The organism is Xanthomonas sp. GPE 39, from assembly GCF_000963005.1.
GTDB lineage: Bacteria > Pseudomonadota > Gammaproteobacteria > Xanthomonadales > Xanthomonadaceae > Xanthomonas_A.
This window is the reverse complement of the sequence record NZ_JZHZ01000007.1, coordinates 993,416-1,011,409: the sequence shown is the minus strand read 5'-3', so window position 1 is coordinate 1,011,409 and position 17,994 is coordinate 993,416. Positions and strand designations below refer to the sequence as shown.

Annotated in this window: 15 protein-coding genes and 1 tRNA gene; 4 read left to right on the top strand and 12 right to left on the bottom strand. The window is 61.9% G+C overall.

Translation table 11 applies throughout. The features are described from left to right. Positions 1–113: 113 nt before the first annotated feature. Positions 114–911, bottom strand: coding sequence for an SDR family oxidoreductase (locus XALGPE39_RS04285; protein ID WP_045727129.1), 798 nt, complete (start codon positions 909–911; stop codon positions 114–116). Positions 912–1,084: 173 nt separating this feature from the next. Here XALGPE39_RS04285 and XALGPE39_RS04280 point away from each other — a divergent pair, with 173 nt between their 5' ends. Then, positions 1,085–2,809 carry an IlvD/Edd family dehydratase gene (locus tag XALGPE39_RS04280; protein ID WP_045727128.1) on the top strand — a complete coding sequence of 575 codons (1,725 nt, stop codon included), beginning with the start codon at positions 1,085–1,087 and terminating at the stop codon, positions 2,807–2,809. Positions 2,810–3,016: 207 nt separating this feature from the next. Here XALGPE39_RS04280 and XALGPE39_RS04275 read toward each other — a convergent pair whose 3' ends face one another. The 8 genes from XALGPE39_RS04275 to cyoA form a co-directional block, all read right to left on the bottom strand. Then, the gene (locus XALGPE39_RS04275; RefSeq protein WP_045727127.1) at positions 3,017–3,865 is read right to left on the bottom strand and encodes an alpha/beta hydrolase; all 849 of its coding nucleotides are present in this window, start codon (positions 3,863–3,865) and stop codon (positions 3,017–3,019) included. Positions 3,866–3,978: 113 nt separating this feature from the next. Next, complete coding sequence (gene radA / locus XALGPE39_RS04270) at positions 3,979–5,379, bottom strand: DNA repair protein RadA (protein ID WP_045727126.1); 1,401 nt, start codon at positions 5,377–5,379, stop codon at positions 3,979–3,981. Positions 5,380–5,464: 85 nt separating this feature from the next. Next, entirely contained in the window at positions 5,465–6,811 is a 1,347-nt protein-coding gene (locus XALGPE39_RS04265) for a pyridoxal phosphate-dependent aminotransferase family protein (protein WP_052689995.1), read from the bottom strand. Between the two features lie 617 nt (positions 6,812–7,428). Further along, positions 7,429–9,318, bottom strand: coding sequence for a tetratricopeptide repeat protein (locus tag XALGPE39_RS04260; RefSeq protein ID WP_045727125.1), 1,890 nt, complete (start codon positions 9,316–9,318; stop codon positions 7,429–7,431). 234 nt (positions 9,319–9,552) lie between these two features. After that, positions 9,553–9,891 carry a cytochrome o ubiquinol oxidase subunit IV gene (cyoD, locus tag XALGPE39_RS04255; protein ID WP_045727124.1) on the bottom strand — a complete coding sequence of 113 codons (339 nt, stop codon included), beginning with the start codon at positions 9,889–9,891 and terminating at the stop codon, positions 9,553–9,555. Beyond that, entirely contained in the window at positions 9,891–10,523 is a 633-nt protein-coding gene (cyoC, locus tag XALGPE39_RS04250; RefSeq protein ID WP_045727123.1) for a cytochrome o ubiquinol oxidase subunit III, read from the bottom strand. Before cyoC ends, cyoD begins: the two co-directional genes overlap by 1 nt. Positions 10,524–10,526: 3 nt before the next feature. Continuing rightward, positions 10,527–12,527 carry a cytochrome o ubiquinol oxidase subunit I gene (gene cyoB / locus XALGPE39_RS04245; protein ID WP_045727122.1) on the bottom strand — a complete coding sequence of 667 codons (2,001 nt, stop codon included), beginning with the start codon at positions 12,525–12,527 and terminating at the stop codon, positions 10,527–10,529. Further along, a complete protein-coding gene (gene cyoA / locus XALGPE39_RS04240; RefSeq protein ID WP_045727121.1) occupies positions 12,527–13,468 on the bottom strand; it encodes a ubiquinol oxidase subunit II in 942 nt (313 codons plus the stop codon). The genes cyoB and cyoA overlap by 1 nt, the downstream gene beginning before the upstream one ends. 404 nt (positions 13,469–13,872) lie before the next feature. Here cyoA and XALGPE39_RS04235 point away from each other — a divergent pair, with 404 nt between their 5' ends. From XALGPE39_RS04235 to XALGPE39_RS16370, 3 genes are all read left to right on the top strand, one after another. Next, a complete protein-coding gene (locus XALGPE39_RS04235) occupies positions 13,873–14,505 on the top strand; it encodes a hypothetical protein (RefSeq protein ID WP_162836124.1) in 633 nt (210 codons plus the stop codon). Beyond that, entirely contained in the window at positions 14,505–15,512 is a 1,008-nt protein-coding gene (locus tag XALGPE39_RS16375; RefSeq protein ID WP_235429744.1) for a hypothetical protein, read from the top strand. The genes XALGPE39_RS04235 and XALGPE39_RS16375 overlap by 1 nt, the downstream gene beginning before the upstream one ends. A gap of 96 nt (positions 15,513–15,608) precedes the next feature. After that, the gene (locus tag XALGPE39_RS16370) at positions 15,609–16,103 is read left to right on the top strand and encodes a hypothetical protein (protein ID WP_235429743.1); all 495 of its coding nucleotides are present in this window, start codon (positions 15,609–15,611) and stop codon (positions 16,101–16,103) included. Between the two features lie 200 nt (positions 16,104–16,303). Here the strand turns inward: XALGPE39_RS16370 and XALGPE39_RS04220 are convergent. The 3 genes from XALGPE39_RS04220 to lspA form a co-directional block, all read right to left on the bottom strand. After that, a tRNA-Thr gene (locus XALGPE39_RS04220) sits at positions 16,304–16,379 on the bottom strand. Positions 16,380–16,414: 35 nt separating this feature from the next. Then, positions 16,415–17,365 (bottom strand): 4-hydroxy-3-methylbut-2-enyl diphosphate reductase, encoded by a 951-nt coding sequence (gene ispH, locus XALGPE39_RS04215; protein WP_045727120.1) that lies wholly within the window; start codon positions 17,363–17,365, stop codon positions 16,415–16,417. A gap of 58 nt (positions 17,366–17,423) precedes the next feature. Beyond that, positions 17,424–17,927, bottom strand: a complete 504-nt coding sequence (lspA, locus tag XALGPE39_RS04210) for a signal peptidase II (RefSeq protein ID WP_045727119.1) — start codon at positions 17,925–17,927, stop codon at positions 17,424–17,426. Positions 17,928–17,994 lie beyond the last annotated feature (67 nt).

The window sequence follows — 17,994 nt, the reverse complement described above, 5'->3', positions numbered from 1 at the left end:
CAAACGCACACATTCAAGAACCCGCCACGGCACTGAGATTCTGTCGCACTGGCGTCCCTGCGACGACAACCGTGGTCAGTCGAACTCGCACCTGCGCACGCAGGGTGTAAGCATCACGTCCAACCGGCATCCACCACGAACTCCTGCGCGGTGATCGCACGCGCCTCGTCGGAGGCAAGAAACAGCGCCATGCGCGCAATGTCTTCCGGCATCACTTTATCGGGCAAACACTGGTTGCGGGCCAGCTCACGCTCGCCGGCCTCGTCCAGCCACAGCGTGACCTGGCGTTCGGTCATCACCCAACCAGGCGTGAGCACGTTGATGCGGATCCGCGCCGCACCCAGTTCGCGCGCCAGTCCACGGGTGAGCCCATTCACCGACGACTTGGCCGTGGCATAGACGACATAACCACCGGTCTTGGTCTGCCAACCAGTGGAGCCGAGGTTGACGATGGCACCGCCACCGAGCCGACGCATGCCCGGCACCACCGCCTGGATGGCGAAGAACGCGGCACGCTGGTTGATCGCCACACAACGCTCCCAGTAGGCCGGAGTCACCGCGTCCAGGGCGTGGCGGTCGTCACTGCCCACGTTGTTGAGCAGCACATGGAAATCGCCCAGCTCGGCCGCCGCCTCGCCGATTGCCGCTTGCAACGCCACCACGTCGGTGACGTCGCAACGGCGCCACCACGGCTTCACCAAGCCTGCGCCAGCCAGACGTTCGACCAATGCCGCGCTGGCCTCGGCGGCGACATCGACGAACGCCACCTGCGCGCCCTGCACAGCGAAGGCTTCGACCAGCGCCGCGCCAATACCCGAGCCACCGCCGGTGATGAACACCCGACGCCCGCGCAAACTGCCGTACATTGCCTGACCACTGGAAGAAGACGCTGCATTTGCCGAATTGTCCATGCCGTTTTGCTCTGGGTGGAGTGGGATTCCCGCATGCAAAAACAAATATCGCTAAACAGATATTTGTTATTTTTCATGTATCAATATGCCCGCTAGCATCGCTTGCGTAAAGCATCCGGGGGCGGCTTGCGCACAGGCGTGACCCCGGCGACCCGGACACGAGGAACGCCAGCATGAGCTCATCCAGCAAACCACCGCGCCGCAGCCAGGCGTGGTTCGGACGCGAAGGCAAGCAAGGCTTCTACTACCGCAGTTGGCTCAAAAGCGCTGGCCACCCGCACGACATGTTCGATGGCCGCCCGGTGATCGGCATCTGCAATACCTGGTCGGAACTGACGCCGTGCAACGGCCATTTGCGCGAACTAGCCGAACACGTCAAACGCGGCGTCTACGAGGCCGGTGGATTTCCGCTGGAATTCCCGGTGATGTCGCTGGGCGAGACGCAGATGCGGCCGACCGCGATGCTGTTCCGTAACCTGGCCAGCATGGATGTGGAGGAATCGATCCGCGCCAATCCCCTCGATGGCGTGGTGCTGTTGATGGGCTGCGACAAGACCACACCGTCACTGCTGATGGGAGCGGCCAGCGTCGACCTGCCGACTATCGGCGTATCCGGTGGCCCCTCGCTGTCGGGCAACTGGCGCGGACAGCCGCTGGGCTCGGGCACCGGGGTGATCCAGATGTCGGAGATGGTGCGCGCCGGCACCCTGGCGCAGGAGGAGTTCGTCGAAGCCGAAGCCTGCATGCAGCGCTCCAAAGGCAGCTGCATGACCATGGGCACCGCGTCGACCATGGCCAGCATGGTCGAAGCACTGGGCATGTCGCTGCCAGAAAACGCCGCCATCCCGGCCGTGGATGCGCGCCGCGCGCGGCTGGCACGGCTCAGTGGCCGGCGCATCGTGCAGATGGTGGAAGAAGACCTGTGCATGTCGCAGATCCTGACCCGACAGGCATTCGCCAACGCGATCAAGGTCAACGCCGCCATCGGCGGCTCCACCAATGCCGTGCTCCACCTGCTTGCCCTCGCCGGTCGCATCGGCGTGCCGCTGAGCCTGGACGACTGGGACCAATTGGGCTCTCGCCTGCCGTGCCTGGTCAATTTGAAGCCATCGGGCGACTATCTGATGGAAGATTTCTACTACGCAGGCGGATTGCCGGCAGTGATGCGCGAACTCGGCAACGAACTGGACCTGGAGGCGCGCACCGTCAACGGCCGCACCCTGGGCGAGAACGTGGCGCAGGCAACGTGCTGGAACCGCGCGGTGATCCACGCCATCGACACGCCATTCCGCGAGCAGGCCGGCATCGCCGTACTGCGCGGCAATCTGGCCCCGGACGGCGCGGTCATCAAACCCTCCGCCGCTTCATCGCATCTGTTGCGGCACCGTGGCCGCGCGGTGGTGTTCGAAAGCATCGAAGACATGAAGGCGCGCATCGACGACGAAGCGCTGGACATCGACGCCGACAGCATCATGGTGTTGAAAAATTGCGGCCCGCGCGGCTACCCCGGCATGGCCGAGGTCGGCAACATGCCGCTGCCGCCGAAACTGCTGCGCGCCGGCATCACCGACATGGTGCGCATCTCCGACGCACGCATGAGCGGCACCGCCTACGGCACCGTGGTTCTGCATGCCTCACCCGAGGCCGCCACCGGCGGCACGTTGGCGCTGGTGCGCGACGGCGACATCATCGAACTCGACGTCCCCGGCCGCTCGCTGCACCTGGAAGTGAGCGACGAGGAACTGCTGCGCCGACGCAGCGAATGGACCCCGTTGCCCGCCCCGATGCGCGGCTGGAGCAAGCTGTACGTGGAGCACGTGCAACAAGCACATCTGGGTGCGGACCTGGATTTTCTGGTCGGCGGCAGCGGCGCGGAGGTCGCGCGCGATTCGCATTAAGCCGCTGGACTCCCCAATCCAACGAGTGGTTCTGGCTGCGCCTGCAACGTGTCGCTGTGCGCTGCTGACGGCAACATCGAGCGGCGCAGCCCACCACGTACAATCTAATGCAACTGCGCGTCACCGCAGCAGCATCAGTTCAGCGGGCGTCCCTACGCCATTGCCCCACCACAGCCTGCTCGACATCTGCGATTTTCTGCCGCTGGCTTAGCCCGCACTGGCTTGAACAGCGCTGGCTTGAGCCGCGCAAGGCAGCATGTCCTTCAAGAAATTGACCGACGCCGCCGCCACCACACCAGCAAGCTGCGATTTGTACGGCGAGCCGATGGCATGGGCAGCGGCAGCGAACGGCTGTGCGCGTTTGTGCTGCGGGGGCGTGCCCAGTGCATCGAACATGGACAACATCGCAGGCACGGATGCCGTGCGATCTTCCGCTCCAGTCGCATCACGGTAGTAGCCCAGGAACACCGGGCATTTCACCCTGGACCAAGGCGGACAGGCCGCGTTCCCGCTCAGCGTCTCGCGCAGCGCGTTGAAGCCATCGGGATGTATCCACTGCGACCAGTAGGCTTGGACGGCGGGCGAACGCTCTCCGGGCACCTGCCACGGCTCGGTCGCCGCGCACAACTGGTCCAATAACGCAGGGTCGACGGCCTGCACAGCGGGCGACCATGCAACGACGGCACCAACATCCGCAGGCCGCGTGGCGGCAAGCCAGAGCCCCAGCGTGGCACCGAGCGAGGAACCAATGATCGCAACGACATCGCCCATCGCGCAGGCCCGATCCAAAGCCTCCAGCGCCGAGGCCTCCAGGCCTCCACGGCTAAGCCCTTGCATCGCGTTTGGTGTCGCTTCGCCGTGACCCGGCCAGCGGTGGACATACAGATTGGCTACGAGCGCCTGCGCCATCTGCTCCGGCAGATCGCCGGCATCGCCGGGACTGGCCGAAAACCCATGAAGATAGAGCAGCACGAACGGTGTGCGAACGCCGCGCGTCAAGCACCATTGCTCTCTGGCAGCATTACCGGGCTTCATCGTTTGCTCCTTGGCCGCCATGTGCTTGCATGGTGCCTGATGACAAGAAAGTAGCGCGTCAACGTTGATCGACCTTGCTCATCAGTCCACGATGCCACTGAACACTTCACCACTGCGTGCAGCAGCGCATGCCGCTAGTCGCTCGCCGCCTCCAGCGCCTGCGCCAGCCGCTCCACCGCGATCACCTCCATGCCCTTGACCGTGCCGATCTTGGGCGCATTGGCCTTGGACACGATGGCGCGCTTGAATCCGTGCGTGGCCGCCTCGCGCAGCCGATCCTCGCCGTTGGGCACCGGGCGGATCTCGCCGGACAAGCCGACCTCGCCGAAGGCGATGGTCTTCTCGGCCAATGGCCGATCACGCAACGAGGACAACACCGCCAGCAGCACCGGCAGATCGGCGGCCGTCTCCTGCACGCGAATGCCACCGACCACGTTGACGAACACATCCTGGTCGCCGACCACGATGCCGCCGTGTCGATGCAGCACCGCCAGCAGCATCGCCAATCGGTTCTGCTCCAGCCCCACCGCAACCCGACGCGGGTTGGACAACGGCGAGGTATCCACCAACGCCTGCACTTCCACCATCAACGGACGCGTGCCTTCGCGCGTGACCATCACGCAACTGCCAGGCTGGTGCGCGCTGCCGCCGGAGAGAAAGATCGCCGATGGATTGGAGACTTCCTTCAGCCCCTTCTCGCCCATCGCGAACACGCCCAGTTCGTTGACAGCGCCGAAGCGGTTCTTGAAGGCGCGCAAGAGGCGGAAGCGGCTGCCGCTCTCGCCCTCGAAATACAGCACCGCATCGACCATGTGTTCGAGCACGCGTGGACCGGCGATGCCGCCTTCCTTGGTGACGTGACCGACCAAAAACACCGCCGTGCCGGTCTCCTTGGCATAGCGTACCAATCGCGCCGCGCTCTCACGCACTTGACTGACCGACCCCGGCGCAGCGCTCAGTGCCTCGGTCCACAGGGTCTGCACCGAATCGGCCACCATCAACTTCGGCCGCGCGGCGCTGGCATGCTGCAGGATATGTTCGATACCGGTCTCGGCCAGGGCGTTGAGTCCGTCCAGCGGCAGGTCCAGACGCACCGCGCGTCCGGCCACCTGCGCCAGCGATTCCTCGCCGGTCACGTACAACACCGGCAAGGTGCCGGCCATCTTTGCCAGCGCCTGCAACAACAAGGTGGACTTGCCGATGCCCGGATCGCCGCCGATCAGCACCACCGCGCCTTCGACCAAGCCACCGCCGAGCACCCGGTCGAACTCACCAATGCCCGTGGACACGCGAGCCTGGTCGCGTTGTTCCACATCCTTGAGCGCGGTGATTTTCGGCGTTTCGACCTTGCCGGCCCAGCCGTCGCGACGCGCAGCAGCAGGGACGCTCGCGGCGGACGCGCGCTCCAGCACGACTTCGCTCAGCGTATTCCATGCACCGCACTCGGCGCACTGGCCTTGCCATTTGGTGTAGTCGGCACCGCATTCGCCACAGACGTATGCGGTTCTGGCTTTACTGACGACACTCTTGACCATGGCACATCCGGACAACGACGGGATGTGCCACTGTAACCGCAGCGCGTCTCGCCAAGCGAGACCGGCAAGCGCGCTGCGGCGCCGGTCAGGCAGCCTGGCGAAGCCGCGCGTCGCCGCGCGCGTGTTCGTCCCAAACCTGGTCGATACAGTCGGCCAGACACTGCAGATCTTCCGAGGTATGCGTGGACATCACACTAATCCGCAAGCGCTCCTGTCCACGCGGCACTGCGGGGAAATGCACGGGATTGACGAAGATACCCAGCTGATGCAAGCGCATCGCCGCCGCCTTGGCATCCATATCCGCCGGGGTATGCACCATCAAAATCGCAGAGGGTGTGGACACATTCAAACCCCAGGACAAGGCGTTGAGCCGTGCGCACAGCGAAGCGGCATTGGCATGCAACTGGCGCATGCGCTCGGGCTCGCTTTCGATCACGTCCAATGCGCCATGCACCGCAGCGATGGTGGCCGGCGGCAACGCAGCGGAGAACATGTACGAACGCGAGATCCAACGCAGATATTCGATCAACGGACGCGAGCCGCAGACGAAGCCGCCATTGACCGCCAACGTCTTGCTGAAGGTCCCCATCAGTACGTCGATCTCTTTCGCCACGCCGAAGTGCTCACCGCTGCCACCACCATGTGCGCCGAGCACACCGGTGCCGTGCGCATCGTCGACCACCAGCATGGCCGAATGGCGCTTGCACAGCGTCACCAGTTGATCCAATGGCGCCAGGTCGCCATCCATCGAATACACGCCCTCCACGGCGACGAACACGTCGCGGCCGTTGCCATCATGCTGACCCAGCCAGTGCGAAAGCCGCTGTAGATCGTTGTGCGGGAAGCGACGCGCACTGACACCGGCCAACTTCAAACCATCGAACCACGACGCATGCGAATATTCGTCGTAGTACATCCGATCACCTTCGCGCATCAATGCGCCCGGCAACGCCAGGTTGGCAGAAAATCCGCTGGAGAAGATCATCGCGTCTTCCTGGCCTTTGTGCGCGGCCAGACGCTGCTCCAGTTCGCGGGTGATGCCGAGATATCCATTGAGAAACGGCGGCCCACCAATGCCGGTGCCGTATCTTGCGATGGCGCGGGTCACCCGCTCGCGCACATGCGGATGGTTGGCCAAGCCAAGATAGTTATTGGAACCGAACATCAACATGGGCTGCGCATTGCCGGTATCGCGATTGAGCACCATCACTTGACGATCGGCAGGAGAGACGATTTCACGGTGATACGGCATGCGCGCATGCTGGCGATCCTGCTGCACCAGCGTATCGACATAGCGCGCACGCTGGCGCAAGTTCATGTCGAGGTTGCCGAACAGTAACGCGGGATCGAAATTTTCGCCGCTTTGCGGCAAGGGATCGGAAGCCTCCAGAGCATTGGCATCGGAAGCTAGCGAATGAGAAGACGACTGCATGGGGAAGAGCCTGCACAGGGGAACGTGAGTGGATTGAGAGCCCGTGTAAACGGGCCATCTACACTAGAGCGCGCGCCCATAAAGATTCCATCCATCGCCACATCAACTTACGTGGTGGTGGCATAAATTTTGCGCATCTGCACCAAAGAAAATGTGCGGCACAACACTATCGAAAAAATCTTCGCACCCACTGCAACGTTCATACATTGGACGACACGCAGCGTGAGGCATGCGCATATTGCGTCGCACGCAATACACGATTGCACCAAGAGTGGCTAACAGAACGTCGCGCGTCGTGTCGGGCAGGTGTGGACAGCGCACAGCAACCGCAGCGCACAGGCGGCACATGAGCACTCGGAGCACTGCCCGCACCCATGCGGCGGCGACGCAGCCGTTTTGTTGGCGAAGCTAAGCGCTGCCAACCATCCAATTCGGGGAACGACAGCAGCGTCCCCACACGCGTAACGTTCTACAGGTGACACGACCGCGATGTCTCGCATACAGCCGACGATGCCACGCACACACGATGACATCATCCAGCCACCACGACGCAGCCACGAGTGGCGCGCGCCGATGCCGCACCCAGCGCGCGCGGCATCGGCAGACGCGCGTCATCATCAGCGCGTCTTGTACAGCTCGCTCAAACGATCCGGCTTGCCAGCAATGCGTTCAAGATGCGGATACAACAAGCCGCCGTGGTAATCCAGACGCAACGTGTCGTAGCGGTCGCCACGCTTGACCAGCAGCTCCAGCGGCGCGCCAGCGTCCTTGGCCGCAGTGATCGCCTGCTTGAGCACTTCGGCACTGTACTCTTGGCCGCCGACCGCGACGATGCGGTTACCGTCGATGATGCCAGCCGCGAACGCCGGGCTATCCCACAGTACGTCCTCTACCCAGCCCTGATCGTCCAGATACAGGCCCAACGAATAGGTCAGGTTGAGGCCCTTGTCACGCGACTCGGCATTCTTGCTGGACTCGTTCGGCTTGTCGGTGTAGACGAGTTTCCAACCACTGGCCTCGATCCCGCCGACCAGCGAGCCGTGACCGTCAAGATGGCTGCGCAGGAAGCTGGCCCAATCGTATTTGGCGACGCCGTTGAGCGCGACGACGATATCGTCAAAGGTGTAGGTGTTGACGTCCCATGCACCGTCGTGCATCCCAAAGAATGCCTTGGCGAAATCATCCAGCGAGCGCTTGTCGCCACTGAGTTCGCGCAGCTTCGCATCGACCTCCAGCCACATCATTTGCCCACCCGAATAGTAGTCCTCGCTCAACTGATAACTGCGATAGACGCGCGGTCGGCGCAGCGAGATGGCCGGGTCGTTGGTGGTGTCCTGCAACGCGCGCCAGACCAAGCCGGGATGGCCGCGTTGATAGCTCGCGGCAACGTTGGCCAGCGTGTCGCGCGCTTGCGTCTGGGTCCACAACCCCGAGCGCGCCGCGATCACATGCCCCCAGAACTGGGTCTGACCCTCGTACATCCACAACAGGCTGTCGCCCATCGGCACGTTGAAGTTCGGCGTGGCAATGTCCACGCCACGGCGATACTTACCATTCCAGGAATGGTTGAACTCGTGCGCCAGCAGATCACGCATTTGCCAGCTCTGGTTCCAGTCGGTGAAATAATCCAGCGGCCCACTGTTCTCGCTGGAACGGTGGTGTTCCAGGCCGATACCGCCCAGCTTTTCCGTCAATGCCAGCAGGAATTCATAGTGGTCGAAATGGCGTGCGCCGTATAGCTTGTCCATCTGCTGCACCACCATCGCATGCGCCTTGATCTGCTCCGGCTTGATCTCCAGCGCCTTGGGCTTGTCGGCGAACACGTTCAGCGCCACCGGCGCCTTGCTCTTGGCGTCCAGCACGATGCGCTTGTAGTACTTGCCGGCGTACATCGGCGAATCGACCAGATCCTCCAAATTGATCGGCTTGAACGTCACCGTATCGCCCGAATGGGTGGCCGTTTCCAGCGCAGTGGCGTAGCTCCAGCCCGAGGGCAAGGTCACGCTGGCCTGGGTCATGATGTTGCGCGCGTACACGCCAGCCGGATACAGCGCAGTGGTGTTCCACTGCAGGTTGAGCATCTCCGGCGTCATCATCACCCGGCCCTCGCGGCTGCCCTGCGAGGACAGGAACTGATACTCGGCGACGATCTCGGTGACGCCCGCCGGCACCTCGATCTTGAACGCGTACACATCGAACTGGTCGCGGGTCCACGGCAACACCTTGCCGTTGGCCTTGATAACCAATCCGGCCAGTTTGTCGATCGGCCCGGTCGGCGAATGATTCCCGGGAATCCACTGCGGATACAGCAAGGTCATCGGCCCTGGCGTGGCCGGGATAGTGCTGCGCACGCGAAAGATGCGGTGCGGCAGATCGGTGGCATCGACATCGATCTTCAACGTACCGGCGAATGGCACGTCGCGCGGTGGTGCGGTCTGGGCCGCAGCCTGGAACGTGGCGGCGGCAGACAACAGCAAGGGCACCATCCAGGCGATGGACTTGTTCATGGAGACTCCGGGGGAACGATAACGGACGGGAAAACAACGATCCTATGCCTACGCCAGCACCACGTGCCATGCCATAGGTCATGCGAAGCAGCATTCGCGCCAGCGGGCAACGGCAACGCCGCAGGCAGATGGCACATCACCGCGCATACGGCGCACGCCACGCCGGCGCCAGCCACAAAATGCGACAAGCCGCCCGCAGGCGGCCTGTCGTAGCACACAAGTCAGTGAGTGCGATCAGTGCATCATGTTGACGTTGAGGTTGTGCAAGACCCACAGCGAGCCCACGACCACAATGCCGATGATCAGCAAGGAGAACAGGCCCACATGCACGTTGGAGCGCTGTTCGGGCGAGCGATCCATGTGCAGGAAGTAGACCAGATGCACCAGCATCTGCACCGCAGCCATCACCGCGATGACGATGACCGTCGCGCCCTTGGGGAATGCACCGCTCATCACCATGCCGAACGGGATCACGGTGAGAATCACCGCAAGGACGAAACCGATCAGATAAGACTTCAGGCTACTGCCATGCGACTGGTCGGCATGCGCGTCAGAAGAAGGATGGTGGGCCATTACAGCGCTCCCAGCAGGTAAACGATGGTGAACACGCCGATCCAGATCACGTCGAGGAAGTGCCAGAACAAGCTCAGGCACGCCAGACGGGTGCTGTTGCGCGGGGTCAAGCCGTTTCTGGCGATCTGGATCACCAGCACCGTCATCCACAACAAGCCCGAGGCCACGTGTAGACCGTGGGTACCGACCAGGGTGAAGAAGGCCGAGAGAAACGCGCTACGGCTAGGACCGGCACCTTCATGGATGAGGTGGTGGAACTCGTAAAGCTCCATGCCCAGAAAGCCCAGGCCCAGCGCTGCGGTGATCGCCAGCCAGCCATACAGGCCGCCCATGCTGCGCTTGTGCGCGGCAATCATCGCCAGACCGAAGCCCAAGCTGCTGAACAGCAGCAGGAAGGTTTCCACCAACACGAACTTCAGGTCGAACAGTTCCTTGGCGGTCGGGCCATCCACCGTCGCGCCCGCCAGCACCGCGTAGGTGGCGAACAGGCCGGCGAAGATGAGGCAGTCGCTCATCAAGTAGACCCAGAACCCGAAGACGGTGCTAGCGCCCGCGTCGTGATGTGCGTGATCGTGATCGTGATCGTGGCCGCCCGCGTGGTCGGCGTGGTGATCGAGCGTCGTGGAAGCCATGGTTCAGAGCGCCTTTGCGGCATGCGCCGCCTGTTGCTGTTCCAGCAGGGCGAAACGCGCGTTCTCGATGCGCTCCACCTCCTCTGCGGGGACCCAGTAGTCGATATCGTCGTCGAAGGTACGGGCGATGAAGCTACCAACCATGCCGACCAGACCGACGAGGGCCATCCACCAGATATGCCAGGTCAAACCGAAGCCCAGGGCCACGCCGAAGGCACCGATCCAGAATCCGGCCGCCGTATTACGCGGCATGTGGATCGGCTCGTACTTGGCCGGACGCGGCCAGCCCTTGCCCTTGGCCTTGTCTTCCCAGAACTGGTCGCGGTCGTCGATGTGCGGCAGCACGGCGAAGTTGTAGAACGGCGGCGGCGAGGATGTCGCCCACTCCAAGGTACGGCCATTCCATGGATCGCCGGTCAGGTCCAGGTTGTCCTTGCGCTTCCAGATGCTGTAAACGATCTGCAGCAGGTTGAGGACGATACCGGCGCCGATGATCGCCGCCCCCACCGCCGCCACCATCAGCCACGGTGCCCATTCCGGATGGTTGTAGCTGTTCATGCGCCGGGTCATGCCCATGAAACCGAGCACGTACAGCGGCATGAAGGCAATGAAGAAGCCGATAATCCAGCACCAGAACGACGCCTTGCCCAGCGTTTCGTTGAGCTTGAAGCCGAACGCCTTCGGGAACCAATAGGTCAGGCCCGCCAGATAACCGAACACCACGCCGCCGATGATCACGTTGTGGAAGTGCGCGATCAGGAACAGGCTGTTGTGCAACACGAAATCCACTGCCGGGATCGCCAGCATCACGCCGGTCATGCCGCCGATGGTGAAGGTGATCATGAAGCCGATCGTCCACAGCACCGGCGCGGTCATGTGCACGCGACCGCGGAACATGGTGAACAGCCAGTTGAAGATCTTCACCCCGGTCGGGATCGAGATAATCATCGTCGTGATGCCGAAGAAGGCATTGACGTTGGCGCCCGAGCCCATGGTGAAGAAGTGGTGCAACCACACAACGAACGAGAGCACGCCGATGCACGAGGTCGCATACACCATCGAGGCATAACCGAACAGGCGCTTGCGGCTGAACGTGGCGATCAACTCAGAGAAGATGCCGAACGCCGGCAAGATCAGGATGTACACCTCCGGGTGGCCCCAGATCCAGATCAGGTTGACGTACATCATGGCGTTGCCGCCACCGTCGTTGGTGAAGAAGTGCGTGCCCAGGTAGCGGTCGGCACCCAGCAGCGCCAGCGCCACGGTCAGGATCGGGAACGCGGCGATGATCAGGATATTGGTGATCAACGCGGTCCAAGTGAAGATCGGCATCCGCATCAGGGTCATGCCCGGCGCGCGCATGCGCATGATCGTCACGAAGAAATTGACGCCGGTAAGCAAGGTGCCGAGGCCGGAAATCTGCAACGCCCAGATGTAGTAATCCACCCCGACGCCCGAACTGTATTGCAGCTCAGACAATGGCGGATACGCCAGCCAGCCGGTCTGCGCGAACTCACCCACGCCCAACGAGATGTTGACCAGCGCCGCACCGGACACGAACAGCCAGAAGCTCAGCGAGTTCAGGAACGGGAAGGCCACGTCGCGCGCACCGATCTGCAGCGGCACGACCAGATTCAACAAGCCGGTCATGAACGGCATGGCCATGAAGAAAATCATGATCACGCCATGCGCGGTGAAAATCTGATCGTAGTGATGCGGCGGGAAGATGCCCGGATTGCCGTCGTGCGCCATGGCCTGCTGGGTCCGCATCATCGCCGCGTCGGCGAAACCGCGCAGCAGCATGATCAGCGCCACCACGATGTACATGACACCGATGCGCTTGTGGTCGACCGAGGTCAACCACTCGTGCCACAGATAGCCCCACTTTTTGTACTTGGTGACCGCCGCCACGGCCAGCAGGCCGAACAGGCTGGCGCCCCCGAGGGCGGCCATGATGATCGGCTCGTGGTACGGAACCGCCTCGAGCGTAAGTTTGCCTAACATCACTTGTCTCCAGAAGTGCACATGGCGACCGGCTCGACAGCCGATGCCGGATGGGCGTGGTGGCCTTCCATGTTGTGGCCCTTGCCCATCATGTATTTGTCGATCAACGACTTGAACAGGCCGTTCTGCACCGAGGCGTAGTACGTCACCGGATAGGCGTCCTTGTCGTTGCGGTCGGTGGCCAGCGCCTGGAATTGGGCCTGGTCCAGGGTCTTCTGCGACGCCTTGACCTTGGCCACCCAGGCATCGAAGCCGGCGCGGTTGGTGGCGTGCACCGTGAAGCCCATCTTGGAGAAGCCATGGCCGCTGTAGTTCGCCGACAGGCCGAACATCTCGCCCGGTTCATTGGCGATCAGGTGCAACTTGGTCTCCATGCCAGCCATCGCGTAGATCTGCGTGCCCAGATGCGGGATGAAGAACGAGTTCATCACCGTGTCCGAGGTGATCTTGAAGTTGACCGGCGTATCCACCGGCAACGCGATCTCGTTGACCGTGGCGATGCCCTGCTCCGGGTAGATGAACATCCACTTCCAGTCCAGCGCCACCGCCTCGATGGTAATCGGCTTGACCTGCGACTCCAGCGGCTTGTACGGATCCAGCGCATGCGAGGAGCGCCAGGTGAGCACCGCCAGCACCAGGATGATCATGCACGGGATGGACCACACCACCACTTCGATCGCGGTGGAATGCGACCAGTTCGGCTCGTAACGGGCCTTGGTGTTGGAGGCGCGATAGCGCCAGGCGAACGTCAGGGTCATCACGATGACCGGGATCACCACCAGCAGCATCAGCACCACGGAGGTGATCAGCAGCGTCTTCTCGTCTTGGCCGATCTGCCCCCTGGGGTTGAGGATGGCCGAGTCGCAGCCGGCCAACAGCAGCGCGGCCGGTAGTAGCAGACCGGAGCGCAGCGAACGCCGGAGTTGTTTCAACGGAATCATCGAACGATCCAACTTGCGTAAAGGAATGCCAACCACCCGAGCGAAGGGCGGCGTGCCGCGCAAGGTCCGTCCGCATCTACCGCCGCATCCGGACCGGCCTGCGCGATCACATGGGTATTTTATGCTGCTGCGCCACAATTCCGGAAGCCATGGCCCCGCCCAAGGGGGCGCAACACCCTGGTTTGATGTGCGACACATTGCCGCACCGGGCTGCGACATGGGGTCGCAGTGGGTCGACAGACTGCGCTGGGGGCTGGCGTCTCGCCACGTCTTGAGATGAAATGCAGTCCAAGCCACTCTGGGTTGGATGCGCTGCCAAGCAAGATTTCTGAGCCCTGGGCAATGCAACCAGAGTCTGTCTTTGGCTAGACTGCGCCCCATGTGATAGGTGATAGGAAAACCGCATGGGCTCCGGGAATCATCCAACAGTCAGCTCTGCTCGTCTGCACGCGGGCGCACTGCTATCGCATTCGGGGGTCATCAAGACAAACGCGGTATTTCTTGTCTTCGCTCTGGCTGCATGTCAGCAGGCAGTGACAAGCACTATTCCTGCACCCTCTCCGCACAAACTCACCACACGGACCATTTCAGTATCAGCAGTTGCGCCATCTGCATCTGCTCCTGCGACTGAAGATTGGAAACTTTCGGTGTCTCCGGGCGAAGGCGGGACATATCGCATCCACATTGCTGATGCAAACGGCCGAGAAGTTCAAGTCATTGATGGACAGGAAGGCAAGCCCCCTTACGAAGCTGCCGCCCTCCTAAAGCTCGATGATTTCACGGGGGATGGAAAGCCCGACATCCTTGCTCGTGGCCTGTCTGCAGGCGCTAGTGCGCTGACGAGTGAGAGCATCTACGTATACGACGCGACGTCAGGTCGCTTTCTTGACGCCGAGCCTTTCAAGAACGATGGCGAGGTCACAAAAACCGGGCCAGGATGCATAGCGGTGGAACACCGCAATCCAGACAACATGACCTATTCAAAAGACCAGTACTGCTGGGAAGGGAAGTGGGTTTTCAAAGGGAGTAAGGACTGATGCCATTCGACCAGGAACGGTACGAGCGGCTTCGTATGCAGTTGGTGGACCGCAATGAAGCGAATGTAGGCAACATCTATCTCGATGTACTTGGCATCCCTACCGTAGGACTTGGTGTGGCGCTAACAGCCCGTCAGGCCGATCGAACGATGGCGCTGGATGAAAACCACGTCGATGCACTGGGAGACGTGTTGAACCTCAATTCCCAGCAGAGGCAACAGCTAACTGGGCTGCTTCAAGATCAGTTGGCTGTACAGAATCAGCATATCGATGAGCGGCACAACAGCCTTCCCGCGTTCCTCGCGTCGGACTTTGGTCAGGATTCTCAACGCGTCCTAGGCCCAATGGTAAACACGCAGCACACCAGTCCCAGCGGCGCCTCTTGGTCCTGGGATGTCCTCACGAGTGCAGAAAGTCCGATGCAGATTCAACTCACGCACCAACAGTCCCTGCATCTATTCGATAGAGTCGCACCAGAATACGAGGGGCGTTTGAATAACGTTCTGCGTAGGGGAGGCTGCCCTGCGGAAGCGCTTTCGGAAGAACAACGCGCGGCAATCTATTCTATGGTCTATCAGGGTGCGACGGATAAAGCGCAGCGCACTGCGGATGCCCTTGGCGACTACTGGCGGGGAGAACTTACCGAAGACCAACTGCGGACCAGACTTCGCACAGTTGTCAACGACCCCGCATTCCCGGAACGCTCTCGCAACGAGCTCGAATTTCTAGAAAACATTAAGCACAGACCACCGCGCCAAACGGAGGTGCAGGATAGAGAGAACCCGCAAGCATTCACCACTGGCGACCCTGACCTCGACAAGCTGGCCGCCGCAATGTTTGCCAATGACGAAGCCGCGATTTCGTGCGTGTCCGCACAAATCGAGCAGTCCCCTCAGATGCAATCGTTCGAGCAGTGGGGGCGCGATCTGGTTGCGGCCCAACAGCGAGAAGAACTCCAGAAGCAAGAAATGGCCCGGCAGATGCAGGGCCCCGTGATGAGAATGTGATAGCCAACCGACATTGGAACGCCCATGTCTAGCGAGCAAGAACTCCACGCCCTACTGGCATCGCTTCAGAACACACTCAAGCTGCAATCCGCATTGATGGCCAAGTTCGAGCAACGCGAGGTTCGTATGCAAGCCGCATTCGACCAGCGCATGCAGGCGCTGCAAAGCGAGGTCGCGCAGGTGCATCGCAGGGTGAACGGCATCGTGGGTGAAGCCAGTTCCCAAATCGCCAAGGAGGCCAAGGAGGCGTTAGCACCGGTTGCGGCACGGTACGACCGCGACATATCAGCCACGTCTACGCAGTTGAAAAAAGCCAACAAGACCGTGTGGATGTGGTTCGGTGCCGCCGGCGCGATCCTGTTGCTCGTTCTTCTCGTCGGCTGGGCCGTGTTGGGCTACTACCGCCGCGAACTCTCCATCGTCAAGGAAGAGTTCCTGCGCTACGAGAACGCTATTCCTGTCCTCCAAGCCTATTACGCATCCGATGCAGTCATGTGTGGTGGCCGCGTGTGCGCCAATGTCGATCCCAACGGACAGCGAACAGGCGACAAGCGACAGTATCGTCAAGCCAAACCGCGACCCCAGCATTAAGGTCCGACCATCCACCAACACTCGTGATGGTGATTTTAAAGCCACAATTGAGTGTCTCAAAAAGTCGGTGCCCATCCAAAAGGCAACCGGCAATTCTGCACGCCAGGCCATTGCGGAGAGGGAGAGACGAAATCCAACCATCCAAAGCAAAACAGCGCATCACACTGCGACGTGTAATGCGCTGTTTCAATTGGGAAAACTGGTGCCGGAAATAGGAATCGAACCTACGACCTACGCATTACGAATGCGCCGCTCTACCAACTGAGCTATTCCGGCGGGATCGCGAATTCTAGGGGTCTGCCCGCATCCGGTCAATCGACCAGGCGCAGCCGCAACTCCTTGGGCAGGGCGAACACCATCGACTCCGGTTCGCCGGCCAGTTCCGACACGCCCTCGGCGCCGAGTTCGCGCAGGCGTGCGATCACGCCATCGACCAGCACCTGCGGCGCCGAGGCGCCAGCGGTCAGGCCAATGCAGCGCTTGCCGGCCACCCAGGCCGGGTCTATCTCGTCGGCGCCGTCGATCAGGTACGACTCCACGCCGTCGCGGCGCGCCAGTTCGCTGAGCCGGTTGGAATTGGAACTGTTCGGCGAGCCGACCACCAACACCAGGTCGCACTGCCGCGCCAGATCGCGCACGGCATCCTGGCGGTTCTGGGTGGCGTAGCAGATATCGTCGTTCTTCGGCCCCTGCATCGCCGGGTAGCGCGTGCGCAGCGCTTCGATGATGCCGTAGGTATCGTCCACCGACAGCGTGGTCTGGGTGGTGTAGGCCAGGTTCTGCGGCTGTTGCACCTCCAACCTGGCAACCTGTTCCAGATCCTCGACCAGATAGATGCGTCCACTGCCGCGCTCGCGGTCCCACTGCCCCATCGTGCCCTCCACTTCCGGGTGACCCGCATGGCCGATCAGCACCACATCGCGGCCGGCGCGGCAATGCCGGGCCACCTCGAAATGCACCTTGGTCACCAGCGGGCAGGTCGCATCGAACACCTTCAGACCGCGCCGCTCGGCCTCCTGCCGCACCGTCTGGGACACACCGTGGGCGCTGAAGATCACCGTATTGCCATCGGGTACTTCGTCCAGTTCCTCGACGAAGATCGCACCGCGCTGTTTGAGGTCGTCGACGACGAAACGGTTGTGCACCACCTCGTGGCGCACGTAAATCGGCGCCCCCAAGGTCTCGATGGCGCGCTTGACGATCTCGATCGCGCGATCGACGCCGGCGCAGAAGCCGCGGGGGTTGGCAAGCAGGACGTGCATAGATCAGATCCGCCGGCCGTGGATGGCCAAGCGCTTGGACATGGGAGAGCAGATGGGATTATCCCGCTTTTCGCTTCGCCTTGCCGTCCCACAGGCCGAACAATCCGATCCCGATGGCACCGGCGACGATGGCCGAATCGGCAAGGTTGAACGAAGGCCAATAATGCTGGCCCACGTACCACTGGATAAAATCGACCACATGGCCGTGCAACAGCCGGTCGATCACATTGCCGATCGCGCCGCCGATCACCAGTGCGTAGGGCATGGCACTGCGCCATTCGCCGCGCGGGGTGCGTGCCAGCCACCAGGCCAGCAGGCCACTGATGCCCAACGCCAGCACGGTGAAGAACCACAACTGCCAGCCCCCAGCCTGGCTCAAAAAGCTGAAGGCCGCGCCGGTGTTGTAGGTGCGGTACCAGTTCCAGACACCGGGGATCACCGTGACCGCCGTGAACTCGGGCAGGCTGGACAGCACCCAGGCCTTGCTCCACTGGTCCAGACCGATCACCAACGCCGACAGCAACAGCCAGATCAGCGCGGAAGGAGTGGGGCGTGCGGTCATGTGCTCGTTCTGCCTTGGGCGTAATGAAATAAAGAAACAAGGAGGCTGGCGACGCAGACGGTCCCGC